This is a genomic window from Streptomyces collinus (assembly GCF_031348265.1).
GTDB classification, from domain to species: Bacteria; Actinomycetota; Actinomycetes; order Streptomycetales; family Streptomycetaceae; genus Streptomyces; species Streptomyces collinus.
Window position 1 is genome coordinate 2634296 of the sequence record NZ_CP133771.1, and the last position, 22352, is coordinate 2656647.

The 22352-nt window shown below is 71.7% G+C and carries 21 protein-coding genes and 1 tRNA gene; 10 read left to right on the forward strand and 12 right to left on the reverse strand.

What is annotated here, in order from left to right:
- The 3 genes from RFN52_RS11860 (at position 1) to RFN52_RS11870 (ending at position 2749) form a co-directional block, all read left to right on the forward strand.
- Positions 1 to 453: a DoxX family protein gene (locus tag RFN52_RS11860; RefSeq protein ID WP_161361983.1), complete on the forward strand. Its 453-nt coding sequence runs from the start codon at positions 1 to 3 to the stop codon at positions 451 to 453.
- Positions 454 to 739: 286 nt separating this feature from the next.
- The gene (locus RFN52_RS11865; RefSeq protein WP_184845832.1) at positions 740 to 1336 is read left to right on the forward strand and encodes a DedA family protein; all 597 of its coding nucleotides are present in this window, start codon (positions 740 to 742) and stop codon (positions 1334 to 1336) included.
- A gap of 126 nt (positions 1337 to 1462) precedes the next feature.
- Positions 1463 to 2749 carry a phosphatase PAP2 family protein gene (locus tag RFN52_RS11870; protein WP_184845834.1) on the forward strand — a complete coding sequence of 429 codons (1287 nt, stop codon included), beginning with the start codon at positions 1463 to 1465 and terminating at the stop codon, positions 2747 to 2749.
- A gap of 94 nt (positions 2750 to 2843) precedes the next feature.
- Here the strand turns inward: RFN52_RS11870 and RFN52_RS11875 are convergent, their stop codons facing one another.
- Entirely contained in the window at positions 2844 to 3083 is a 240-nt protein-coding gene (locus RFN52_RS11875) for a DUF2277 domain-containing protein (RefSeq protein WP_184845836.1), read from the reverse strand.
- Between the two features lie 102 nt (positions 3084 to 3185).
- Here RFN52_RS11875 and RFN52_RS11880 point away from each other — a divergent pair, with 102 nt between their 5' ends.
- Together RFN52_RS11880 and RFN52_RS11885 are read left to right on the forward strand one after the other, a co-directional pair.
- Positions 3186 to 4100: a ketopantoate reductase family protein gene (locus tag RFN52_RS11880; protein ID WP_184845838.1), complete on the forward strand. Its 915-nt coding sequence runs from the start codon at positions 3186 to 3188 to the stop codon at positions 4098 to 4100.
- Positions 4101 to 4188: 88 nt separating this feature from the next.
- Entirely contained in the window at positions 4189 to 4542 is a 354-nt protein-coding gene (locus RFN52_RS11885) for a DUF8825 domain-containing protein (protein WP_184845840.1), read from the forward strand.
- Between the two features lie 12 nt (positions 4543 to 4554).
- Here RFN52_RS11885 and RFN52_RS11890 read toward each other — a convergent pair whose 3' ends face one another.
- The 3 genes from RFN52_RS11890 to RFN52_RS11900 form a co-directional block, all read right to left on the reverse strand.
- Positions 4555 to 5208, reverse strand: a complete 654-nt coding sequence (locus RFN52_RS11890) for a DUF305 domain-containing protein (protein ID WP_184845842.1) — start codon at positions 5206 to 5208, stop codon at positions 4555 to 4557.
- 86 nt (positions 5209 to 5294) lie between these two features.
- Positions 5295 to 5651, reverse strand: a complete 357-nt coding sequence (locus RFN52_RS11895) for a DUF6153 family protein (protein WP_184853859.1) — start codon at positions 5649 to 5651, stop codon at positions 5295 to 5297.
- Between the two features lie 195 nt (positions 5652 to 5846).
- Positions 5847 to 5918, reverse strand: a tRNA-Val gene (locus RFN52_RS11900).
- Between the two features lie 212 nt (positions 5919 to 6130).
- Here RFN52_RS11900 and RFN52_RS11905 point away from each other — a divergent pair.
- Both RFN52_RS11905 and RFN52_RS11910 read left to right on the forward strand, forming a co-directional pair.
- Positions 6131 to 6958, forward strand: coding sequence for a DUF4097 family beta strand repeat-containing protein (locus RFN52_RS11905; RefSeq protein ID WP_184845844.1), 828 nt, complete (start codon positions 6131 to 6133; stop codon positions 6956 to 6958).
- A gap of 74 nt (positions 6959 to 7032) precedes the next feature.
- Positions 7033 to 8472, forward strand: coding sequence for a coiled-coil domain-containing protein (locus RFN52_RS11910; RefSeq protein WP_184845847.1), 1440 nt, complete (start codon positions 7033 to 7035; stop codon positions 8470 to 8472).
- A 19-nt stretch (positions 8473 to 8491) separates the two neighbouring features.
- On the opposite strand, the gene RFN52_RS11915 is transcribed toward RFN52_RS11910, so the two are convergent.
- From RFN52_RS11915 to RFN52_RS11925, 3 genes are all read right to left on the reverse strand, one after another.
- A complete protein-coding gene (locus RFN52_RS11915) occupies positions 8492 to 9646 on the reverse strand; it encodes an amidase domain-containing protein (protein ID WP_229856257.1) in 1155 nt (384 codons plus the stop codon).
- Positions 9647 to 9768: 122 nt separating this feature from the next.
- The gene (locus RFN52_RS11920; protein ID WP_311240938.1) at positions 9769 to 11046 is read right to left on the reverse strand and encodes a polysaccharide deacetylase family protein; all 1278 of its coding nucleotides are present in this window, start codon (positions 11044 to 11046) and stop codon (positions 9769 to 9771) included.
- Positions 11047 to 11102: 56 nt separating this feature from the next.
- Positions 11103 to 13259, reverse strand: coding sequence for a transglycosylase domain-containing protein (locus RFN52_RS11925; protein ID WP_184853860.1), 2157 nt, complete (start codon positions 13257 to 13259; stop codon positions 11103 to 11105).
- 251 nt (positions 13260 to 13510) lie between these two features.
- On the opposite strand from RFN52_RS11925, the gene RFN52_RS11930 reads away from it, so the two are divergent.
- On the forward strand, positions 13511 to 13732 hold the full coding sequence (locus tag RFN52_RS11930; RefSeq protein ID WP_184557282.1) for an FmdB family zinc ribbon protein: 222 nt from the start codon (positions 13511 to 13513) through the stop codon (positions 13730 to 13732).
- A gap of 57 nt (positions 13733 to 13789) precedes the next feature.
- Positions 13790 to 14605, forward strand: coding sequence for a DedA family protein (locus RFN52_RS11935; protein WP_184845853.1), 816 nt, complete (start codon positions 13790 to 13792; stop codon positions 14603 to 14605).
- Here the strand turns inward: RFN52_RS11935 and RFN52_RS11940 are convergent.
- The 3 genes from RFN52_RS11940 to RFN52_RS11950 are packed head-to-tail and all read right to left on the reverse strand — an operon-like array spanning position 14502 to position 19096.
- Positions 14502 to 15335 (reverse strand): HAD family hydrolase, encoded by an 834-nt coding sequence (locus tag RFN52_RS11940; protein WP_184845855.1) that lies wholly within the window; start codon positions 15333 to 15335, stop codon positions 14502 to 14504. The genes RFN52_RS11935 and RFN52_RS11940 overlap by 104 nt on opposite strands.
- Positions 15335 to 17899: a phosphoribosyltransferase gene (locus RFN52_RS11945; protein ID WP_184845857.1), complete on the reverse strand. Its 2565-nt coding sequence runs from the start codon at positions 17897 to 17899 to the stop codon at positions 15335 to 15337. Before RFN52_RS11945 ends, RFN52_RS11940 begins: the two co-directional genes overlap by 1 nt.
- Before the next feature lie 30 nt (positions 17900 to 17929).
- Positions 17930 to 19096, reverse strand: coding sequence for an HpcH/HpaI aldolase/citrate lyase family protein (locus RFN52_RS11950; protein WP_184845858.1), 1167 nt, complete (start codon positions 19094 to 19096; stop codon positions 17930 to 17932).
- A 228-nt stretch (positions 19097 to 19324) separates the two neighbouring features.
- Between RFN52_RS11950 and RFN52_RS11955 the strand changes: the two genes are divergently transcribed.
- Positions 19325 to 20239 carry a TerD family protein gene (locus RFN52_RS11955; RefSeq protein WP_184845861.1) on the forward strand — a complete coding sequence of 305 codons (915 nt, stop codon included), beginning with the start codon at positions 19325 to 19327 and terminating at the stop codon, positions 20237 to 20239.
- Positions 20240 to 20276: 37 nt separating this feature from the next.
- Here RFN52_RS11955 and RFN52_RS11960 read toward each other — a convergent pair whose 3' ends face one another.
- Both RFN52_RS11960 and RFN52_RS11965 read right to left on the reverse strand, forming a co-directional pair.
- The gene (locus tag RFN52_RS11960; protein ID WP_184845863.1) at positions 20277 to 21014 is read right to left on the reverse strand and encodes a TerD family protein; all 738 of its coding nucleotides are present in this window, start codon (positions 21012 to 21014) and stop codon (positions 20277 to 20279) included.
- A gap of 128 nt (positions 21015 to 21142) precedes the next feature.
- Positions 21143 to 22288, reverse strand: coding sequence for a DUF475 domain-containing protein (locus RFN52_RS11965; RefSeq protein ID WP_184845865.1), 1146 nt, complete (start codon positions 22286 to 22288; stop codon positions 21143 to 21145).
- Positions 22289 to 22352: the final 64 nt, after the last annotated feature.

Genomic DNA, 22352 nt, shown 5'->3' on the forward strand with positions numbered 1-22352 from the left:
ATGACCGCTCGCCTCAACGGCGCACAGCCGTACGCGCTCGGACTGTTCCGGATCGTCGTCGGTCTGCTCTTCGCCTGCCACGGAGCCGTCGCACTCTTCGGCGTCCTCGGAGGCGTGGACGGCAAGGGCGGCACCGCCGCGACCGGTGCCTGGCCGAACTGGTACGCGGCCGTCATCGAACTCGTCGGCGGCACCCTGGTGCTGCTGGGCCTCGGCACCCGCATCGCGGCGTTCATCTCCTCCGGCGCGATGGCGTACGCGTACTTCAAGGTCCACCAGCCCCAGGGCCTGTGGCCGATCGAGAACAGCGGCGAGGGCGCGGCCATGTACTGCTGGGCCATGTTCCTGCTGATCTTCACGGGCTCCGGCGCGTTCGGCCTGGACCGGCTGCTGGCCAAGCGCACCTCGACGCAGGAGCAGCGCTCCGCGGGCCAGGCCCCGGTGGCCGCCTGATCCGCCCGGCCCCTCGGACAGCCGGCGGCGCCTTCCCCAGCGGGGGAGGCGCCGCTGCGTCTGTACCGGCCCGGCCTCAGCGCGATGAGGACGGCACCCGCATATATGCCGACAATCCGGGGCGATGCGCGACGAGGTGAACACTCCGCACCGAACGTATGAGCCCCCCGTGAACCGCCCGTCACACCCCAGGCGTACGCTCTATGGCTGTCATGGCCACTCCTGCCGTCTCCGCCCGCGCCATCGCGGCACGGTCTGGCCCACGGGGGAGTCATGGGGAGTCGCGGTGCCGGAGCACTTGGGGTTGCTGATCGGCAGCCCATGGATCTACGCGGTGGTGGCCTTGTCCGTCCTGCTCGACGTGTTCCTGCCGGTGCTGCCCAGCGGCGTCCTGGTGATCACGGCGGCCACGGCGGCGGCAGCGGGCACGGCGGCCGAGGTGCCCGACATCCTCGCCCTGACCCTCTGCGCGGCCACCGCCTCCGTCCTGGGCGACCTGCTGGCCTACCGCCTCGCCTGGCGCGGCGGCGCCCGGCTGGACCGGGCGATCGCGCGTTCCCGGCGGCTGACCACCGCCCAGGAGCACCTCGGCGCGGCCCTCGCGCGCGGCGGCGGCGCCCTCGTCGTCCTCGCCCGGTTCGCTCCCGCCGGCCGCTCGGTGGTCTCCCTCGGCGCGGGCGCCGCCCGCCGCCGCGCCCGCGACTTCCTGCCCTGGTCGGCCCTGGCCGGTCTCACCTGGGCCGCGTACAGCGTCGCCCTCGGCTACTTCGGCGCCCATCTGCTGGGCGCGAGCTGGGTGGCCACGGCGGTGTCGGTGGGGGCGCTGTTCGGCGCCGGGGCGGGGGCGGCGTACCTGATGCGGCGCGAGCCGCGGACGTCGTAGACCTCCGACCGGCCACCACGACCACTCCGAGACCTGGAAGCGGCTGAGACATTGACAACCACAGCGTCGCGGGAAGCCTCCCGAATAGGACGGATCGCGCTCGCCGCGAGGCGGCGGCCCCGGGCGATGCTGTGGGCCGCCGCCGGCGTGATCACGCTCGGGTTCCTCGTCGCGCTCCAGATCACCGCACACCACCTCGGCATACCGGGGCCGATCACCACGCAGGCCCGCGAGGTGATCCACGCCCCCAAGTCGGGGTTCCTGCTCTACGCGAGCATGGCGCTGATGATGGTGGTGCTCACCTGGCGGCAACGGCTCATCGCCCTCGGCACCGCGGTCGGCATCGACCTCGTCTTCCTGCTGGTGCGGTGGGCGACCGGCACCTATCCCGCCGAAGGCCACCCGTTCGGCAACGGCGCGCTGTGGGTGATCCTGGGCGTCGCGGTCTTCGCCCTCGTCCGCCGCACCGGCCCGGAACGCGTCCTGATGCTGAAGGGCGTCGGGCTCGGCCTGCTGCTGGTGACCGGCCGCAAGACGGGTGACACCTGGCTGCTGATCACGTCGCAGACCCGCCCGGTCACACTCGACCCGTACGTCGCCATGGCCGATCACGCGCTGGGCAACCCGTCGTGGCTGGCGGGCCGGCTCCTGCGGGCGAGCGGCCCGGTCGGCGAGCACGCCCTCGACTACGTCTACGCCCAGCTCGCCGTGGCGGCGGTCTGCGTGGCGCTGTACCAGCTGCGCAACGTGGCGGCCGAGCAGCGCTTCCCGCGCCACCACCTGGTGCGCACCTTCCTGCTGATCGGCCTGCTCGGACCGGCCTTCTACATGATCTACCCCGTGGTCGGGCCGATGTTCGCCTACGGCCCCGAGGGCGGGCACTGGGCGGCGGCCAACCTGTGGCCGGACACCCTGCCCCCGATCACCACCCCCTACGAGCTGCCGTTCGACGAGATCACCCCGCGCAACTGCATGCCCAGCCTGCACACGGCCTGGGCCACCACGATCTTCATCCACTCCCGCAAGGGCCCGCGCGCCCTGCGGTACGCCGGCACGTTCTGGCTGGTCGCCACCCTCGCCGCCACGCTGGGATTCGGCTGGCACTACGGCGTCGACCTCATCGCCGGCGTGGTGTTCGCGTACACGGTCGAGGCGGCGCTGCGCACGCACGACCGCGGCTGGGACCGGGCGGGAGTGCGGCTGATCGCGTACGGGGCGGCCGTCTTCACGGTGCTGCTGGCGTCCTACCGCTTCGTGCCGCTGGAGATGGCCGCCCACCCGTGGCTGTCCGGCCCCCTGCTCCTGCTGGCGATGGCCTCGGTGGTCTACGGCTACCTGCGGACCACCCGGCTGTGGGAAGCGGAGGCCGTACCGGCACCGCGCCCCGAGCCGCAGCCGGAACTGGCGGTCTGAGGCCCGGGGCGTACGGACCGGCCAGGGCCGCGCGGCGGTCCGACCAACCCTGGCCGCGCGCGGACCGCACGGCCCCGGCCGTCGCCGCGTCCGGTCAGGCCCGGCTCGTCGCCTTCCGCGTCCCGGCCCCGCGGACCTCCAGACCGTCCAGCAACTCGGCCGTGGCCTGCGCCACGGCCTCCACGGCACGGTCGAACACCTCCTGGTTGTGAGCGGCGGGGGCGCGGAATCCCGAGATCTTCCGCACGTACTGCAGGGCGGCAGCGCGCACGTCGGCCTCGGTGGCCTCTTCGGGCATCGCGGGCGGACGCAGCGTCTTGATACTCCGGCACATGCCCCCAGTTTCACCCGTCCGGCCCTCCTGCGACAGCGGCGCCTGTCATGATCACTCCGAGGCGGCCACCATTCCGGGGCCGACCGACGAGAGGAACTCCTCGTGACGAACGAACTCACCGTGGCCGTCCTGGGCCCCGGCGGCGTGGGCGGCCTGCTCGCCGCCCTGCTCTCCCGCTCCGGCCACCGCGTGATCTGCCTGTCCGGCGAGCAGACCGCAAAGACCCTGCGCACCGGCGGCATCCAGGTGCGCAGCGCGCGCTTCGGCGACTTCACGGCCCGTGTCGAGGCGGACACCGAACTGCGCGAGCCGGTCGACGCGTGCCTGGTCACCGTCAAGGACACCGCTCTGGACGCCGCGTCGGCGCGGGTCCCCGCCCCGGTGCTGGGCGACGGCCTTCTCGTGCCGTTCCTGAACGGTGTCGAACACCCGGCGGCCCTGCGCGCCCGCTACCGGCCCGACCGCGTGGCCCCCGCCGTGATCCGGGTCGAGTCCACCCGGGTCGCACCGGGCGTCGTCGAACACGGCAGCCCCTTCGCGGAGATCGACCTGACCGGCACCGACGTGCCCCGGCCGCGCCTGGACGCCCTCGCCGAGGCCTTCGCCGCGGCCGGTCCGGCCACCCGGGTCCTGGCGGACGAGACGGCGGCCCTGTGGGCGAAGATGTCGTTCCTGGCGCCGTTCGCCCTGCTGACCACGCGCTACGGTCTCCCCCTCGGCGACGTCCGCACCCGCCACCGCGACGAGCTGACCGCCCTGGTGGAGGAGACCGCCGCGATCAGCGACGCGTGCGGTGGCCCGGCGGACCCCGCCCAGGCCATCGCCCGCTACGACGCGTTCCCGGCGGCGACGAAGTCGTCGATGCAGCGCGACGCCGAGGCCGGCCGGCCCCTCGAACTGGACGCCATCGGCGGCGCGTTGCTCCGCGCGGCCGAGCGCCACGGAGTTGCGGCCCCGGTGGCGGCACGGGTGGTGCGCGAGCTGTCGGACGGGGCCGGGGGCACGGCCCGGCGCTGATACGGAGCCGTCGCTGCCAGCACACCCGTTCGCATGAACCACAGGAAGGAACTCGCTCGGCAAATTCGAACAGGCGTATCATTGGGTCGTGGCTACGACCTATGACTTTCCGAGTGACCTCCTGGCCGGTCAGGAGGAACTCCATCAGGTCCGGGCCGAGCTGTCGGCCCTGCTGAAGCGGCTTCCCTGGTCGGTGGAGCCGCTGGACGGCTTCAGCGACGACAACGGCTGGCGCAAGGTGGAACGCCCCGCCTCTCCCGGCTGGAGCGCCGACGAACAGGCCGAAGTGGAGAAACTCCGGCGGCGGGAGCACGAGCTGGCGGTGTTCGTCAGCACCCACCGCTACTGGTCCGATCTCGCCGGCTCCGAGCGGGTGGCGGCCCGCTCGGAGCTGAAGCACGCGCACGAGGTCCCGCCGGAGGAGACCGGCGGAACCTCGTGACGGCCTACGGGATCAGCTCTTGTCGCCCAGCATCCCGTTCATCTCGCGGATCTCGGCCTGCTGGGCGGTGACGATGTCCCCTGCCATGGCCTTGGCGGGGCCGTAGCGGCCCTTGCTCTGCTCGGTCCGGGCCATCTCCACGGCCCCCTCGTGGTGCTCGACCATCAAGGTCAGGAACTGGTGGTCGAAGGCCTTGCCCGTCAGCTTCTCCAGTGCGGCCATGTCCTCGTCGCCCATCATCCCGGGCATGCCGGAGTGGCCCGACGCGGAGTGGTCCATGCCGCCGCCCGCCCGGGGCACGTCCTCGCCCCAGGTCTTCAGCCAGCCGGTCATGGTCCGGATCTCCGGATCCTGCGCCTTCTCGATCCGCCCGGCGAGGTCCTTGACCGCCCCGGAGGAGGCCCGGCCGCCGGCCAGCCGCGCCATCTCCAGCGCCTGCCGGTGATGCGGGATCATGCCCTGCGCGAAGGTGACGTCCTGGGGGTTGTGGGCACCGCCGGCCGACGGGGTCCCGGTGGGGCCGTGACTTCCGGCGTCGCCATGCCCGGCACCGCCCGCGGCACGGTCGGCGCCGTCACCGCCACAGGCCGCGAGGACGACCGCCGCGGCACCCGTGGCCGCCACCAGGGCGGCGCGGCGCGCCAGGATACGAATGCTGTTGCTCATGCGTGAACTCCTGCTTCTGCAAGGAACTGAGAATTCCGGACACGACGGAGCACCACGCCGTCACCGGTCGGCGTGATGCGTTGTGTCTAGATCCGCAGAAGCTGGAGCTCGGCCAGGGAAGGCGGGGCCCTGGCACCGTCCGAATCCACGACCGCGTACGCCCGAACGGCGCTCTCCCCCACGGACACGGGGACCGGGTCGGGAACCAGCGGGGGCAGCACCGGCCCCCCGCCCACGGCGGCCGACGCACAGGTCGCGTCGGCGTGCCGGACATGCCCGTCAGGGCAGTGCAGATAGGGCATGACGTGGGTCGTCGGCACGGAGGCCGGGGCCGTCCGGGCCTGGTGACCCTGCATCACATGCGCCCGCTGAGACAGACCACCCCCGGGCGCCAGCCCGTGCATCCCCAGCAACCCCGCCAACAGCCCCAGCACGCACAGCACATGCCACCGCCGCAGGGGGGGTCGCTGAGCACGGGCGGGGCTGTTCACGCGCCCATCGTAGTGACAGCCCCCGAGACCGAGGGAAGGGGCCTGGCCGGTGCTGTGCAGGGACCACTCAGGAGGGCATCGGCGGCGGTCATGGGAAAGGCCTCCCGGGAAGTTCCCAGGAGGCCCCTGACGCATTGCTCGACACTGTGGGCGCGGACGGTTTCGAACCGCCGACATCCTGCTTGTAAGGCAGGCGCTCTACCCCTGAGCTACGCACCCGGCTCCCGGGCCATGCGCCCAGGACGAGTCGACAGCCTACATGGCCCGGGGCGCAGTCCCGCAAACCCGTATCGCGGGAGCGTCCGGGGTGCCGCACCTGGGGGTAACCCCACCGTTGATCCGGGAGTGGCCCGGATCCCCCGGCGGGCCCCGGGTCCATACGGTCGTAGAGCGCACCGGAGCGCCCACCGTCCGTCCAGGGGGAGACCGTCATGACCGCACGCAACGCCACCGCCCGCGCCACCGCCCTCGCCGGGGCCGTCGTCGTGCTCGTCGCCGGGCTCAGCGCCTGCGGGGCGTCCGCCGGGGAGGACACGGACCCCGACCACCGGTCCTTCGGCCTCCAGGGCCGCACCCTCACCGTCGACTCCGACGACTCGGCCCTGGAGATCGTCGCCTCCGACGAGAGCCCGGCGGGCAAGGTCGAGGTCACCCGGTGGTTCCAGGGCTCGGTCGTCGTCGGGAAGGAACCCGAGGTCACCTGGGCCATGCGCGACGACCGTCTGGTGCTGCGTCTGAAGTGCTCCGGCATCGTCGCCGACTGCTCGGCCAAGCACCGCGTCGAGGTCCCCCGCGGCATCACCGTCAAGGTCCGGGACGGCGACGGCACGGTCCACGCCCGGGGCTTCCAGGACCCCCTGAACATCCGCACCGGCGACGGATCCGTCCGCGTCACCGACACCACCGGCCCCGTGGAGGTGCGCACCGGCGACGGGTCCATCCGCGTCACCGGCACCAGTGGTCCCCTGCGGATGCGCACTGGCGACGGATCCATCCGTGCGAACGTCTCCTCCCTCGACGTCCGCACCCACACCGGCGACGGTTCGGCCCGCCTCGAACTCGGTGCCGTGCCGGACCGTGTCGAGTCCCGCAGCAGCGACGGCTCCGTGACCATCGCACTGCCCCGGGCCACCTACCGCGTGACCACCGAGACCGGTGACGGCGGCGTCGACGTGTCCGTGCCCCGCGACGAGAGCAGCTCCCACCGGGTGTCCGCCCACACCGGCGACGGCAGCGTGACGGTGCGAACAGTGAACTGAACGGCCCGTGTGTTCGTCCTCTACCGGTGGGAGAATGACACCGGGCAGGGTGGACCACAGCACGGGAGAGGGATGTGACGGCGACACCAGGACAGCCGGACTCGCCGTCGGTGCCGCGCGCACATCGTCCGCGCCGCCGCAGCCCACGCGTCCCCGGGCCCCTCCGCGCCCTCGGGCCCCTCCTCCGCATCCCCGGGCCGCTGCGCGACACGCTCGTCGTGGCCGCGCTCCCGCTGCTGGCCGCTCCGGCCCTGGCCGCCGCCTTCGCGGGCGGGGGCACCCGGCGCTGGTTCGGCGGCCGGGCCGAGAACCAGCGGGCCGAGGCCCAGGCCGCGAAGGACGACGCCGCGGCGGCCTTCTACGAGCTCGACACCGCCCAGCGCGACCTGCGCATCTCGATCGAGACGATCACCGCCGTCGACGACTCCCCCGCAGCCCGGCGGGCCGTCGCCGACTTCGACGCGCTGGGCCGGCGGATCGACGAGGCCAGTCGCCGGTACATCAACGCCGTCGACGCGCATGATCTCGACCGCGACGACCTGGAGGCGTCCGCCGCGTCCCGTGCCCGCGGCGAACTGACCGCCGCCAAGGAGGAACTCGGCCGGGTCAAGCAGGAGCTCGACCGGTTCACCGACGGTCTCGGCCCGCTCCTCGGCAAGGCGGAGACCCAGCTGGCCCGTCTCGCCCCCGCGGTGGAACGCGCCCGTCAGGCCCTGCTCGCCGCCTCCAACGCGCTGGACGCCGTACGAGCGTCGGGTCTCAGGGCGGACGACCTCGCCGCCCGGCTCGCCGCCCTCTCCCCGGAGCTGACCAAGCTGAACCAGGGCGCCGGGCAGCACGGCGTGCCGCAGACCCTGGAGCGGGCCGAGCGGGTCACGCGCGAGGCCGAGGCGGTCCGGGTGGAGGCCGAGCGGCTGCCCGACCGCGCCGCCGAGATCGACCACCGGCTCGTCTCCCTGCGCACCCGCGCCCAAGCCCTCACCACCCGCTCCGAGCAGGTCGAACCGACCCTGAGCGAACTCCGGCGCCGCTTCACCGCGGCCTGCTGGCAGGACCTCCAGCACGTCCCGGACGCCGCCGCCGAGAACGTCCGCCAGGCCGAGACGAGACTGGCCGAGGCCCGCACCGCCCGCGGCGAACAGCGCTGGGCCGACGCGACGGCCCTGCTGTCGACCGTGCGGGCCCTGCTGAACAACACCGACGAGGCCGTGTCGGCCGCCGGGGACCGCCTGCACCGCCTGAACGCGGTGCAGAAGGACCCCCGGCAGGAGATCGACCGCACCCGCTTCGCCATCCGCGACGCCCAGCGCCTCGCCATGGCCGGCCGCAACACCCCCGACCCGCGCCACGCCCGCCCCCTGGACGACGCCGTGGCCCGCCTGGACCGCGCCGTCGCCGGCCTCGAAGGCCGCCACCCCGACTACTGGCACTTCCTCACGGAGACGGAGGGGATCCGGCGGTCGGTGGCCCGGGTGGTGGACGGGATCCGCGAGGAGCGAGGGGCCGGACACTGAGCCCGGCCCCCGTCCGGTCTCAGGTGCGGTAGGCGTAGTAGTACGCGTTCGGGTACGACGCGACGATGCTCGCCACCGACCTGCGGAGGGTGTTGTTGGAGTGGTAAGTCAGGTACGGCACCCCGCCGCTCTTGTACGTGACGATCATCGTGTGGTCCTTGGACCCGTCCTTGTCGAAGTCCACCTGGAGGACGTCGCCGACCTCCAGCTGGTAGACGTTGGCGAGCGGCGTGGTCCGCTTGGAGTTCTGGGTGAACCAGGACCACTCGTTGACGCCGATGAACGAGTGCGACTGGATGTCGGCGTTGCCGAACCACCTGGTGTAGTCGTGCACGTAGCCGGGGACGTGCTTCCAGCCGCCCGCCTTCAGGGACTGGCTGACGAAGTTGGTGCAGTCGCCGCCGGCGCCGCGGCCGCTGAAGTCCGGGTAGTCCTTGTTGTAGGCGTTCCAGTGCTTCTCGGCGTAGGCCGCCATGGCCTTGTAGTCGTACGTCGTGCCGGTCTTCGGGGCGGCGGCCGGGTTGCGGGTGGTCGCCGCGCGCGGGGCGTTCGGCATGGTGTCGGCGGCGGCGGTCGCCTTGACGGGGGCCGGCTTGGAGAGCGTGTTCACCGCGAGACCGCCCTGATCGGCGTCGCGGACGCCCGTCAGCCGCCAGTCGCCCCGACGGTCGGCCGTGAAGGTCAGTTCGTGCCGGGCCTGGAAGCCGGTGGTCTTCGGCGCGTTGCCGCGGGTCCGGGCGTAGGTCAGCGTCGTGGTCTCGGTGACCTCCGCCTTGGCCGTACGGCCCGTCACCCGCGTGGCGTTCAGGGTGACGGTGGTGCTGGCGTCGCGGTACGTCTCGCCGGCCCGGGCCAGCTTCTCCTTGCGCTGCCCCAGCGCGGACCGGGTGGCGTCCTCGGTGCGGGCCGTGCCGGAGGACAGCGCGACGTCGCCGGAGAAGCCGTCGGTCAGCGGCTTGTCCGCGTCGGCCCGCCCGCCGCCGACCAGGGCGTTGGTGCGGTCGGTGAAGACCGCGTCGGCCAGCCGCTGGAAGGTGGCCCTGGTCCGGGCGTCCACCGTCGGGTCGTCGCTGACCGCCGCGCCCGCGCTCCAGTTGGGCAGCAGGGCGACTCCGGCGACGACCGACGTCGCCGCGGCGCCGACTATCGTGACGCGGCGTCGCGTCCCGCTCAATTTCCGTGATTTCACTGGTGTTTCCCCTCTTGCCCCGGCCAAAGGGTTGCCGGGGTAGGAGATCTTTGCATGGAATGTGTGACTACTGTGAAGGGTGTTGCGCCTATTACTTTCGGGCCTGGTCACTTCACGACCGTCGACCAGTCGGGTGACTGTGCGGGGTCCAGGCCGCGGAGCCGTTGCAGGGTTCCGGGCTTCTGCACGTCGAGCCAGTCGGCCAGTTCCCTGAAGGACACGCATTTGACGTCCTTCTTCGTGCACATGGTCTTGACGACCCGGTCGACGGCCCTCATGTAGATGCCGCCGTTCCAGTCCTCGAAGTGGTTGCCGATGAACAGCGGAGCCCGACTGCCGTAGTACACGCGGTCGAAGCCGGACATGTAGGAGGCGACGGTCTCTTCCTCCCACTGGGGGTAGTTCGCCGGGTCGCCCTCGGTCTCACCCTCGGACTGGTTGTAGAGGAAGTTGAAGTCCATCGACAGGCCCTGGTACTTGCCGCCCTCGTAAGGGAGCATCTGGAGCGGGAAGTCCCATATGCCGTTCTTCTTGCGGGGCCATATCTGGAAGTCGCCGGCGGAACTGGCGTCGTAGCGCCACTTGTAGTCCTTGGCGGCCGTCAGCAGGTTCTCCTGGCCCTCCAGGCAGGGCGCCCGGCCGCCGGTGACCTCCTTCCTGAAGTCGAACGGCAGCGGATCGAGTTCCCGGAAACCGGTGTTGGTCTTCCACTTCTCGGCGAAGTCGTAGAACTGGTCGATCTCGCTCTTCCACTCCGCGACGCTCCAGTCGCCGCCGCCCTTCTCGCCGCAGAAGTGGCCGTTGAAGTGGGTGCCTATCTCGTTGCCGCCCTGCCACGCCTTGCCGAGCTGCTCCAGCGTGGTGCGTATGTGCTCGTCGGTGGCGAAGCTGATGGCCGCCGAGCCCTTGGAGTGCTGGGGCGGGGCGTAGAGGTCCTTCTTGCTCTTGGGCACGAGGTAGATGCCCGTGAGGAAGAAGGTCATGTGGGCGTCGTACTCCTCGGCCAGCTCCCGGTAGTGCGAGAAGAGGCCGTCGTCGCCCTGCAGCGCGCCGTCCCAGGAGAAGACGACGAACTGGGGCGGCTTCTGGCCCGGCTTGAGCGGCACCGGCTTCAACTGGCCCTTCGGGGGGCCGGTGTAGGAGGTGGAGCCGTCCCCGAGGACCTTCGTCCTGCCGTCCCACTCGGGTTCCCGGTCCGGCTTCGCGGCGGGCTCCCTACGGGCCCCGGAAGAGGCGGCCGGGGCGGTGGTGTCCGAGCCGGTCAGGATCAGATAGCCCGCGACCAGGGACGCGACGACGAGGAGGGCCGCCAGGGTCAGGATCCCCGGGGGTGCGCTGCGGCGGGAGGCGCGGGGTCGTCGGCGGCGGCCGGAGGGCGATTTCATGCGCGGCTCATTCTGCGAAAGGGGGTGGGGGGTACGGGGCGGTGCCGGGCGCGGGGTCAGCCGATGCCGCGGGCACCGGACCAGATGCGGTACGGGACGCTGTTCCCCGGGGAGCCCGCGATCCCGTTCAGCGGGAGGGGTTCGAGGCTCTTGCCGAGGTCGATGCGGTAGGCCACCACGGCCGTCGACACGGAGTGGGCCGTGCCGACGTACCAGGCGGCGGTGTCGTTCTGCGTGGTGCCGGCCTTCCCGGCCACCGTGGCGGCCGGGTCCGCCCCCGGGCGGGCGGTGCGGAAGGCGTCCGTGAGGGCGGACTGGACCGCCGCGGCCACGCTCGCCTTCACCGCGCGGCGCGAGGCCGGCTTCGTCAGCGCGATCCCGGAACCGTTGCGGGTGATGCGGGACACCGAGTACGGCTCGACGTGCTTGCCGGCGGCGGCGAACGTGGCGTATCCGCTGGCCATGCGGATCGCGCTGGGCGTGGCACTGCCGAGGGACATCGCGGGCACCTGCGGGCCGAAGCTGGAGGGGAGCAGGCCGGCCCGCTGGGCGGTGTCCCGGACCTGGTCCAGGCCGGTGTCCATGCCGAGCTGCATGAACGGCGTGTTCACCGACAGGGCGAGCGCCCGGCCCAGGCCGATCCGCCCGTAGGACTTCTTGCCGTCGTTGTGGGAGGTGACCTGCTTGCCGCCGCGGTCCCAGTAGGGGCCCTCGGGTGTCCTGACGGCGATGCCGTCGTCCCCGTCGTACAGCGTCTGCGGGGTCACCTCGGTCGCGGCGCCGTCCCGGGTCTTGTGCACGCCGTTCTCCAGGGCGGCGGCGTAGACGAAGGGCAGGAAGGCCGAACCGGCGGGCACGGTGGTCGCGTTCGACTCGTTGTAGCCCTGGGTGCGGTGGTCGGGGCCGCCGTGGACGGCGAGGATCCGCCCGTCGGTGGCCACCGAGGAGGCGCCGAAGTGCAGGGACTTCGCCTTGGCCGCGTCCGTCTTCCGCGCCTGCTTGCGGGCTTCGGCGACGGCTTCGGTGAGTGCGCTCTCCTGCTTGCGGTCGAAGGTCGTGTAGATCTGGAAGCCGCCGAAGTCGAACTCCTTGTCCGAGAGGTGCGCCGCCTTCTTGGCGTACCGGGCGGCCAGTTCCACGAGGTAGTCGCTCTGCTTGCCGGTGTCGAACCCGGGCGCCCGCTTGAGCGGTTCGGGGAACTTCGTGTACCGGGCCCGCTCGGCCTTCGACAGGGTGCCGGTCTCGGCCATGCGGTCGAGGATCCAGGACCAGCGCTCCACCGCCCGGTCGTGGTTGGCCTCGCTCAGGGCCGGGTCGTAGAGCCCCGCGCCCTTGAGGAGGGAGGCGAGGAAGGCGGCCTCGCTGACGTCGAGGTCGCCGACCTCCTTGCCGTAGTAGGCCTGGGCGGCGCGCTGGATGCCGTAGGTGCCGCGGCCGAACCAGCTCGTGTTGAGGTAGCCCTCCAGGATGTCGTCCTTGCTCATCTGGTTGTCGAGCTTGAGGGCGAGCATGGCCTCGGTGAACTTGCGGCCGACCGAGCGGTCCTGGCTGAGGTAGACGTTCTTGACGTACTGCTGGGTGATGGTGGAGCCGCCCTGGGTGTCTCCCTGGCCGACGGTGCGCCACAGGGCGCGGGCGAGGCCGCTGAGGGATATGCCGGGGTCGCTGTAGAAGCTCGCGTTCTCCGCCGCCAGCACCGCGTCGCGGACGTCCTCCGGTATGTCGTCGAGCGGCATCGCCTGCCGCCGCACCCAGCCGGTGCGGGCCATGGGCGTCCCGTCGGACCAGAAGTAGACGTTGTCCTGCTGGGTGGCGTACGAGTTGAGGTTCTCCGGGATGTCGGTGGCGGCGTAGGCGGAGCCGAGGAGGACGACGCTCAGGCCGGTGAACGCCAGCGCGGCGCCGAGCCACTGCCGCCAGGAGGGTGCCCAGCGCCGCCAGCCGGCCCGGTCGGCGTGCGGGTACCGGGGCCGCAGGCGGCGGGCGTCGGACGCGAGGCGGGTGACGAGCCGCGTCAGCCCCGGGGGTGCGGCGGGGAGACGGGACAGGGCGGAGGCACGGGGGGCCTTGCGCCGGCGGCGTGACCTGCCGCGGCCGCTGCCGTCCGGCGCCGTGCCGGAGCGCGTGTCCGCGCGGCCGGTGGCGGCCGGCTCGACGGCGCGCAACATCATGGTCTCGTCCGCGTTCGGGGAAGCGGGGACCTTCAACTGCATGGTCTCGTCCGATTCCCGCCCAGCCTTGGACACGGCTGCGTCTCCCTCCCGCTCACGGTGGTGCTCGCGCGGAAGGACATGGCTGCCGTGGTCGACGGCAGCGAGCCCTCACGTTCCCCCGCCCTTACGGCTTCTCGCGGCGTTCGAAAGTTACCAGCGGCCTTTACAGTTCCTCCACACCGGTACGGCAAGAGTGATCAAACGGAGCCCGGAGGGGCGGCACTTCCGCCGTCGCGGATTAACCTGTCCCCATGCCTCGCTACGAGTACCGCTGCCGGACCTGCGGCGACACCTTCGAACTCAGTCGTCCCATGGCCGAGTCCTCCGACCCCGCGGCCTGCCCTTCCGGTCATGAGGACACGGTGAAGCTCCTCTCGACGGTCGCGGTCGGGGGCTCGGCCTCCGCCCCGGCTCCGGCGCCCCGCGCGGGCGGCGGCGGGGGCGGCTGCTGCGGTGGCGGCTGCTGCGGCTGACGTCCCTCCCCGGATTTCCTCAGGAGTCCTTCAGCTTCGGGTCCCTAACGTGGCGGCATGACAGCCATCGCAGCGGACGCCGGACCGCAGTGGGTCAACGACCTGATGGACGCGCTGGGCGCGCCGGGAGCCGGTCTCGCCATCGCCCTGGAAAACCTGTTCCCGCCGCTGCCCAGCGAGGTGATCCTGCCGCTGGCCGGGTTCGCCGCGAGCAGCGGCCGGATGAGCCTGCTCGCCGTCCTGCTGTGGACGACGGCCGGCTCGGTGATCGGCGCGCTCGCGTTGTACGGGGTCGGCGCGCTGCTCGGCCGTGACCGGACGGTGGCGATCGCGGCCCGGCTGCCGCTGGTGAAGGTCTCGGACATCGAGAAGACCGAGGCATGGTTCCTGAAGCACGGCACCAAGGCCGTGTTCTTCGGCCGGATGATCCCGATCTTCCGCAGCCTGATCTCCGTGCCGGCGGGCGTCGAGCGCATGCGCCTGCCCGTGTTCCTGGGACTGACCACCCTGGGCAGCGCCATCTGGAACACGGTGTTCGTGCTCGCGGGCTACTTCCTCGGCGCGAACTGGCACCAGGTGTCGGACATCGTCTCCACGTACTCGAAGGTGGTCCTCGCCGTGGCGGCGCTGGCGGTGGTGGTGTTCATCGCCGTACGGCTCCGGCGACGCCCTGAAGGGGCGCGGGGCCCTGTCGATCAGCGGCTCCGCCGCGGGGCGCGACAAGCCACCACGCAGCCGCACCCGCACGACGACCAGGACACCCGAGTCCTCAGGCGCCCGGCTGAGGCCCAGCGCCAGCGCCCCGTACTGCCCCCACAAACTCCCGCAGGATCCGCTCCCCGGCGAGGACACCCCGGTCGGGAAGCACTCTGATCGAGGGAGCCGCGAAGCCGGTGTCGGCCAGCTCCCCGTGGCCCGGCCGCCAGCCCTGGTCCGCCGCGAGGAGCAGGTCGGTGTCGAGCAGCGAGTCACCCGCGGCGAGCGTGAGATCGGCCCCGGTCCGCCGGGCGACCTCCCGCATCGCCGCGCTCTTGGTGAGCGGCTTGGGAACGGCGTAGATCTTGCGGCCCTGGAGGGACACGGTCCAGCCGCGGTTCTCCGCCCACACCGCGAGTTCCTTCACCCAGTCCTCGTCGAGCAGCTCGCGCTCGACGACGAGGTAGGCGAAGAGGTCGTCGGCGACGCGGTGCTTGCGCACCCAGACCGGGTCGGCGGCCCGCAGCAGGTGCTCCTGCACCTCGGCGAGCGGCGCGCACTGGTCGGCCAGCCGCGCGGTGACCTGCGCGTGCCAGTCGGGGTCGGAGACGCCGTCGACCATGAGGTGGCCGCCGTTCGCGCAGATCGCGTACGTGGGCTCCGGGCCCGGCAGGTTGATGCGCTGGTACTGCTTGCGCGTCCGGGTCGTCGTCGGCACGAACACGGCCGCGTCGCCCAGGTCGGTGAGGAGCTGCGCCGCCGTCTCCGTCATGTACGACAGCGGCTTGCTCTCGTGCACCTCCACGCACAGCAGCCGGGGCGCTCGCGCGTCCGGCATGGTGAGTGCCAGGGCGGCGGCGGAGTAGATCAGGGTGCGATCGAGGTCGCTCGCGACGAGGACGGGCATCAGACCGACACCGCCTTGCCGTCGGCGCCGGTCGCGCCGCGGGTGTACTTGGGGTGGATCAGGCCGACGCAGGTGTAGGGCAGACCGTCGACCTCCTCCACGGGCACCCCGCGCTGCTCGGCCAGCAGGCGCACGTGGTCGAGGTCGCTGCCCGCCCCGGCGCGTGCCAGGACCTTCCAGGGCACGCGGCGCAGCATGACCCGGGTGGTCTCGCCGACGCCGGGCTTGACGAGGTTCACGTCGTGGATGGCGTACTCCTCGCTGATGCGCTCGACGGCGGCCCAGCCCTCCCAGGTGGGCGAGCGGTCGGTCGCGAGCAGTTCCTTGGCCTGGGCGCAGGCGGCGTCGGTGACCTCGGGGAAGCGGGCGGACACGGCGTCCAGGAAGGCCACCGAGACGTCGGTGCCGGCGAGTTCGCGGTAGAACTTCGCGCCGTGGAAGTCGTCGGGGCCGACCAGGTCCGCGCGCAGCACGGTCCGCGAGATCAGGCCGGAGACGGTGGAGTTGAGGCAGGCGGAGGGGATGAGGAAGTCCTCGCGGGTGCCGTAGGTGCGGACGCAGGAGCCCGGGTCGGCCAGGACGGCGATCTCGGGGTCGAAGCCGGTGATGCCGTCGGACTTCTCGAACTCCTCCAGGGCCTGGGCGAGTTCGCGGGTGATGGCGCCCTTGCCGGTCCAGCCGTCGACGAAGACGACGTCCCGGGGGTCGTGGTGCCGGGCGAGCCAGCGCAGCGCGTTGGCGTCGATGCCCCGGCCGCGGACGATCGACACGGCGTAGTGCGGCAGGTCCAGGCCGTGCCGGTGCCGGGCCCAGCGGCGCATGAGGATGCCGACGGGCGTCCCGGCACGGGCCAGGGAGACCAGCACGGGACGCGGCGACCGCTCCGCGAGGACCGTCTCGGTGACGACGCCGACCGCCTGGGCGATCCGGGCCGCCGACTCCTTCAGCGCGGCGTGGAACAGCTCCTGGTACTGCTCGGTCGGCTGGTACTCCACGGGCAGCGACTCCGCGTAGTGCGCGCCGCCGCTCTGGATCGCCTCCTCGCGCTCCTCGGTCGGCGCCTCCAGCGTCACGTCCGAGAGGTCCTGGAGCAGCCAGCCGACCTCCTCGGGCGCGTACGAGGAGAAGGCGGGGCCGCGGAGGGGCTCGGGCAGCATGGAGGGCCTTTCGGGGGCGTACGACGGTATGACGGCGAGGAGGACCCGCGGCGTGTGCGCGGCGAGGCGGGACAGCAGACCGTCGGGCGCGTGCAGCGCGGGGGTGTCCGCGGCCGAGTCGACGACCGCGACGACGGCGTCGAAGCCGGCGCCGGCGACGTTGTAGGCGTAGCGCTCGCCGGGGCCGTCGGCGGGGTCGTCGTGGGCGGGGAAGGCGAGGCGGGTGCGTATCGCGTAGCCCGGGTCGTCGACGGCCAGGACGGGTGAGCGGGTGGTGGTGGAATAGCGGACCTCGATGTCCGTCGTACGTTCCAGCTCCCGGGCCAGCCTCAGCGGCGCGTACATCAGCTCCTCGAAGCCGAGGATGTGCACGCGGCGGGCGTTGTGCGGCAGAGCCTCGGCGATCCTGGCCGCCATCGCGGGCAGGGCGGCCTCCAGCCGGGCGCGGTGGGCGGGCGTGAACCCGTGCCGGGCGCCGTCCGGCAGGTCGGCGGGCCAGTGCAGGTCGATGCGCTCGTACTCCGGCTGCGGGCCGGTGGGGGCTGGTCGCGCAGTTCCCCGCGCCCCTGAAAGGGGCGTGTCGGCAGCGCCCTCAAGGGGCGCGGGGAACTGCGCGACCGGCCGCGACGGCGCCGCACCCGCCGACGACCCCTCCGATCCGTACCGCGCCACCAGCTCCTGACCCTTCTCCAGCACCCCCTCGGGCAGCCGTACAGTCCCCGAGGCCGCCGCGACCAGGTCGACCCGGGCGCCGATCTCCTCGGCGAAATCCGCGAGGCGACCCGCATCGGCAGCGGACCGCATGTCGACCAGCGCCACCACGACATACCTCCGCCGCGGATACCGCGCATGAAGATCGCGCACGGTGTTCAGCACCGTGTTCCCCGTGGAGAACTCGTCGTCGACCAGGACCAGCGGCCCGTCGCCGGTGAACAGCGCGGGATCCTCCGGCAGCAGCAGGTGCGACGTCGCGTGGGAGTGGGACTCCTCGAAGCCGCCGGCCGGGGTGACACCGGCGACCGGGCGGCGGGTGGAGTGCAGGTAGGGCGCGAGGCCCAGCCCGTCGGCGACGGAGTGGCCGAGGCCGGTCGCGGTCTCGGCGTAGCCGAGGACGACGGCCCTGCGGGCCTCGTCGTCGCCCAGCAGGTCCCGCACCCGGCGGCCGAGCTCCACTCCGTAGCCGTACACCACGGACGGCGACTGCGGCACGTGCTTGCCCAGGACGTTCGACACCAGCAGGTGGGCCCGCTTGGGGTTGCGGCGCAGCGCCAGCCCCAGCAGACCGGTCAGCCGGCCGTCACCGGCGAGCTCGACGCCGAGCCGCTCGGCGACCCAGCTGCCGGACCAGACGCCGTCCGCGTCGTCGCGCACCTCGCGGTGCTCCCCCTCGTTCACTGCCTTCTCCATGAACCCTTCGCATCCTCGGAAGCCGTGCGGTCAGGCCGGCAGTCCCGCCGCCAGCAGTTCCACGAAGCCGATGTCCTGGTTCGCCACGCCGAAAACCTCGGCACGCAGCAGGGTCCGCTCGGCCCAGGCCCGGTGCGGCTTCACCTCGTTCATCTTGTTCGTGTACGCCGATCTCAGCACACCTCCGCCGCCGCGCTCGGGGCGCAGGATGTCCTGGGCGTCCGTGAACTCCTCGTGGCTGACGACCGACAGGGCGTGCACCGGCAGCACGTGCGAGGGGTGGATGCAGGTCTTGCCCAGCAGTCCGTTGGCGTGGTCCAGGGAGATCTCCCTCAGCAGACCGTCCATGGCGTGCTCAATCAGCTTCTCGCGCAGCTCCGCGGCCTGCACCTCCAGGAACGGGCTCTGCCGCAGCAGCGGCTTGAACATGCGCTCCTGGACCCGGAAGTACTCCCACACCGGCCCGGTGACGGTGAAGCCGGTCCCGTCGGCGCGGCCCAGCATGTTCACCACGTCGGCGATCACGGAGGCGACGATCTGCACGTCGTAGGCCGTCATGTCGGGGCCTCTGCGCAGCCCGTAGGAGGAGCAGAAGTCCGTCACACCGAGGCGCAGGGCGAGGACGCGGTCGCGGTACTTGTCGACGGCCCGGGAGATGCCTTCCAGGGTCTCCACGCGCGACTCCCGGTAGAGCAGCTCCGGGGACTCCAGCACGGGCATGGCGAAAAGGCGACGGCCGCTTTCGGCCTCGGCGATGGCCAGGGCCTCCAGGAAGGGGATGCCGCGTTCCTCGGTGAACTTGGGCAGGACGAATCCGGACAGCTGCCGGACGGCGGGGCCGAGGCGGCGCACCAGGTCGGGTATCTGCTCGGGGGCGCGGACCCGGATGAACAGCAGCGGCAGGTCGGCGTCCGGGAGCTCGTCCAGGGCCGTCAGCTGGCGGACGAGGTTCTCCTCGCCGGGGCCGACGTCCGCGTCGTCGATCGAGTCCTCCAGGCACAACACCATCGAGACCACACCGCGGGCGGCCTGCTTGAGGACGTCGTCGGCCAGGCGCGGCCGGGTGGCGGGGCTGTACAGCGTGGCGCCGAGGGCGGCCGCGAGCAGCCGGGCCGGGGAGTCCGGCGTGAACACGCCCGGCTCGCGGAAGAAGAGACGCTTCCGCACCTCAGGGGCGACGTGCCCGAAATGACGCATAAAGCTCCCCCGTGGTGATGGTGCGACCTGCGAATCGACGAAAGGTGGCCGGTAATAGTACGTAGAAGTCCGTGTCGGAGGTTCCCATCAGGCATGAATTTCAGGTAACGCGGGCAATCACAGCCAGTACCCAGCCATGACAACCGTAGTCCGCGACGGCGGTCGGCGCCGCTCGCGACCAGGGGCCCCGCGTTGTCGTGAGCAGGACCGAGCAGGCAGGATGACCGCATGACGCACGCCATGCTGAAGGGGTCGAACGTCCCGCTGGAAGCCACCACGGTGCGCGCCGTGCTGCGCTGGACACCGGGGCAGGGGGTTCCGGACGTCGACGCCTCCGCGCTGCTCCTCGGCCCCGACGGCCGTGTGCGCTCCGACGAGGACTTCGTCTTCTACAACCAGCCCCGGCACCCGGCCGGGAAGGTGTGGCGGCTCGGCAAGAAGCGGGTCGCCGAGGGCCTTACCGACACGATCCAGACAGAGCTCACCGGTGTCGAGTCCGAGGTCAGCCGGATTCTGCTGGTCGCATCGGCGGACGGCGTGACGTTCGACCGCGTGCGGGAGCTGCGCATCCTGCTGTACGACGCGGCGGACAGCGGCACCGAGGCGCTGGCGTATTTCGACGTCACGCCGGAGACGGGCGAGGAGACCGCGCTGATCTGCGGCGAGCTGTACCGGCGCGGGGAGGGCTGGAAGTTCCGGGCGCTGGGCGAGGGCTATTCGAACGGGCTGAAGGGGCTCGCGACCGACTTCGGCATCTCGGTGGACGAGTCGGAGGCGGCGGCTGCCGAAGAGGCGACCACGACGGTCCCCACGCCCCCCACCACGAACACGGCCGCGCAGCCGACGACGGCGGGAGCCTCCCCGCAGTCCCCCGAGGTCTCCGTGCCGCTGCCCCCGGAGCAGCCGACCGCGGTGCCCGGCCAGCCCGGCTACGGATATCCGCCGCAGCAGCCGCCGGCGACACAGCCGGCCTACGGCTACCCGCAGAACACCGGCAGGCCCGCGTACGGCTACCCCCAGGCACCGGCGGCGGCGGGTGCCGCGGGGGCGCAGACCGGCTACGGCTACCCGCCGCCGGTCACCGCGGTCCCCGACCCGGACTTCCGGCTGCCCCCGCAGGGCCCGCAGTTCGTCGGGCGCTGAGCGGAACTCCGGGGCGGGGCCCCTCAGGGCTCCGCGGTCAGCGGTCGACCTTGGTCTTGTAGCCCCGCCCCCACTGCAGTCCCCACCCGTACAGCCGGTCCAGCTCGGCCTGGAAGCCGTAGACGAACTTCGCCTCGCGGCGGACGATGATCTCGTTCTTCACCTTCTCGATCATGACGACGGCGCAGGAGCGGGCCTGCGGCTGGCGTTCGTCGAGGTGGATCTCGATGCGGGGGCCGTTGCTCGGGTAGAGGGTGACGATGGCGTGGGCGCGGTCGAAGGCGGGCGTCTGGTCGTAGATGTAGACGAACACCAGCAGCCGCTTGATGTTGTCGCGGTGGTCGAGGTTGATGTACATCGTCTCGCCGGACGCGGAGCCGAAGCGGTCGTCGCCGCTGAGCTTGACGTACGGCGCGGCGTTGGTGTCCCCGAAGTAGCCGCCCAGGGGCTGGACGACGCCCTTGCTGCCGTCCTGGAGTTCGTAGAGGCAGCCGAGGTCGAGGTCGACGTTGACCATGCTCTGGCTGTGCCCGACGACCTCGGGGGGCTTGAGGGCCCGGAAGGGGTGGCGCAGCAGGCTCTCGCGCTGGGATCCGCCGAAGTCGGAGGTGCGCATCCGCCAGCTCAGGTTGACGCGCAGATGGCCGGTGGCCGCCCCCTGTTTGGTCAGTGATATCTGCGCGCGCCGTTTGGTCAGCTCGATCGCGTTGGTCGACGCGTCGCCCGAGTCGAACTGCGCCTCGCGCCCACGCCGAAGTCCGTCGAACAGGCCCATTTAGCCCCCACGTTCACTCGGAGACCGCAGGTCATCACCGTACCCACGGCCCATGACGACCGACGGGGCGGCCGCCGAGGAGTCCTCGGCGGCCGCCCCGCACAGAGCGTTCCTCACCCGGAGGGGTGTCACACCCCGGACGAGACCTCAGTCTTCGAGTCCGAGCCGGCGTCCCCCTCGGCCGCGGCGAGCCGCTTGTTGCGGCGGACGGAGGACCAGAACGAGGCACCGATCAGGATGACGCCGATGGAGCCGGTGATGAACTCGTTGATCTCGTACTGGATGGTGACGAGGAGGACCAGGGCGAGCGCGCCGATGGCGTAGTGCGCGCCGTGCTCCAGGTAGACGTAGTCGTCGAGGGTGCCCTCGCGGACCAGGTAGACCGTCAGCGACCGGACGTACATGGCGCCGATACCGAGGCCGAGGGCCATCAGGACGATGTCGTTGGTGATGGCGAAGGCGCCGATCACACCGTCGAAGGAGAACGACGCGTCCAGGACCTCCAGGTAGAGGAACATGAAGAACGCGGCCTTGCCGGCCAGTTTCACCGCCGACTTGGGCTTGCCCTCGCGCGCCGCCTTCTCCTCGGCCTCGTGCTCGCGCTCCTCCTCCTCTTCGAGTTTGTCCTCGAAGTAGCCGGAGAGACCGCCGACGATCATGTAGGTGATCAGACCTGCGATACCGGAGAGCAGGACGGTCTCGGCCTTGTCGGCGTGGGTGCCGCCGTGCTGGTGGGCGTTGGCGCCGAAGGTGATCGAGGAGATCAGCAGGACGATCAGGGCGATGCAGACCGACAGCATGTCGACCTTGCCGAGCTTGGCCAGCGGGCGCTCCAGCCAGCCGAGCCACTTGATGTCACGGTCCTCGAAGATGAAGTCCAGGAAGATCATCAGCAGGAACATGCCACCGAAGGCGGCGATCGACGGGTGGGCGTCGGTGACGTACTGCTGGTACTGGTCCTTGTCGGTGAGCGCGAGGTCGACGGCCTCGATCGGGCCCAGCTGGGCGCTGAGCGCGACGATCACGACAGGGAAGACCAGCCGCATGCCGAAGACGGCGATCAGGATGCCGATGGTGAGGAAGATCTTCTGCCAGAAGGCATTCATCTTCTTCAGGATTCCGGCGTTGACCACCGCGTTGTCGAAGGACAGCGAGATCTCGAGGACGGACAGGATCGCTACGACGCCGAACGCGGTCCACCCTCCGTAGAGAACCGCTGCGACCAGGCCGAGCGCGGTGACCGCGAACGACCACCCGAAGGTTTTCAGAACCACTGGCTACCCAATCGTGTGTGTACGGGGCTCCCCCGCGCCGTACCCGGCTTTACGAAACTTTGAA

What these genes read in the sequence shown, in the direction of transcription:
- RFN52_RS11870 (WP_184845834.1), top strand. Translation starts at nt 1,463, where the DNA reads ATGCTGTGGGCCGCCGCCGGCGTGATCACGCTCGGGTTCCTCGTCGCG.
- RFN52_RS11940 (WP_184845855.1), bottom strand. Translation starts at nt 15,335, where the DNA reads ATGCCCGTCCTCGTCGCGAGCGACCTCGATCGCACCCTGATCTACTCC.
- RFN52_RS11860 (WP_161361983.1), top strand. Translation starts at nt 1, where the DNA reads ATGACCGCTCGCCTCAACGGCGCACAGCCGTACGCGCTCGGACTGTTC.
- RFN52_RS11955 (WP_184845861.1), top strand. Translation starts at nt 19,325, where the DNA reads ATGACGCACGCCATGCTGAAGGGGTCGAACGTCCCGCTGGAAGCCACC.
- RFN52_RS11905 (WP_184845844.1), top strand. Translation starts at nt 6,131, where the DNA reads ATGACCGCACGCAACGCCACCGCCCGCGCCACCGCCCTCGCCGGGGCC.
- RFN52_RS11950 (WP_184845858.1), bottom strand. Translation starts at nt 19,096, where the DNA reads ATGCGTCATTTCGGGCACGTCGCCCCTGAGGTGCGGAAGCGTCTCTTC.
- RFN52_RS11875 (WP_184845836.1), bottom strand. Translation starts at nt 3,083, where the DNA reads ATGTGCCGGAGTATCAAGACGCTGCGTCCGCCCGCGATGCCCGAAGAG.
- RFN52_RS11925 (WP_184853860.1), bottom strand. Translation starts at nt 13,259, where the DNA reads ATGCAGTTGAAGGTCCCCGCTTCCCCGAACGCGGACGAGACCATGATG.
- RFN52_RS11935 (WP_184845853.1), top strand. Translation starts at nt 13,790, where the DNA reads ATGACAGCCATCGCAGCGGACGCCGGACCGCAGTGGGTCAACGACCTG.
- RFN52_RS11930 (WP_184557282.1), top strand. Translation starts at nt 13,511, where the DNA reads ATGCCTCGCTACGAGTACCGCTGCCGGACCTGCGGCGACACCTTCGAA.
- RFN52_RS11890 (WP_184845842.1), bottom strand. Translation starts at nt 5,208, where the DNA reads ATGAGCAACAGCATTCGTATCCTGGCGCGCCGCGCCGCCCTGGTGGCG.
- RFN52_RS11960 (WP_184845863.1), bottom strand. Translation starts at nt 21,014, where the DNA reads ATGGGCCTGTTCGACGGACTTCGGCGTGGGCGCGAGGCGCAGTTCGAC.
- RFN52_RS11920 (WP_311240938.1), bottom strand. Translation starts at nt 11,046, where the DNA reads ATGAAATCGCCCTCCGGCCGCCGCCGACGACCCCGCGCCTCCCGCCGC.
- RFN52_RS11945 (WP_184845857.1), bottom strand. Translation starts at nt 17,899, where the DNA reads ATGGAGAAGGCAGTGAACGAGGGGGAGCACCGCGAGGTGCGCGACGAC.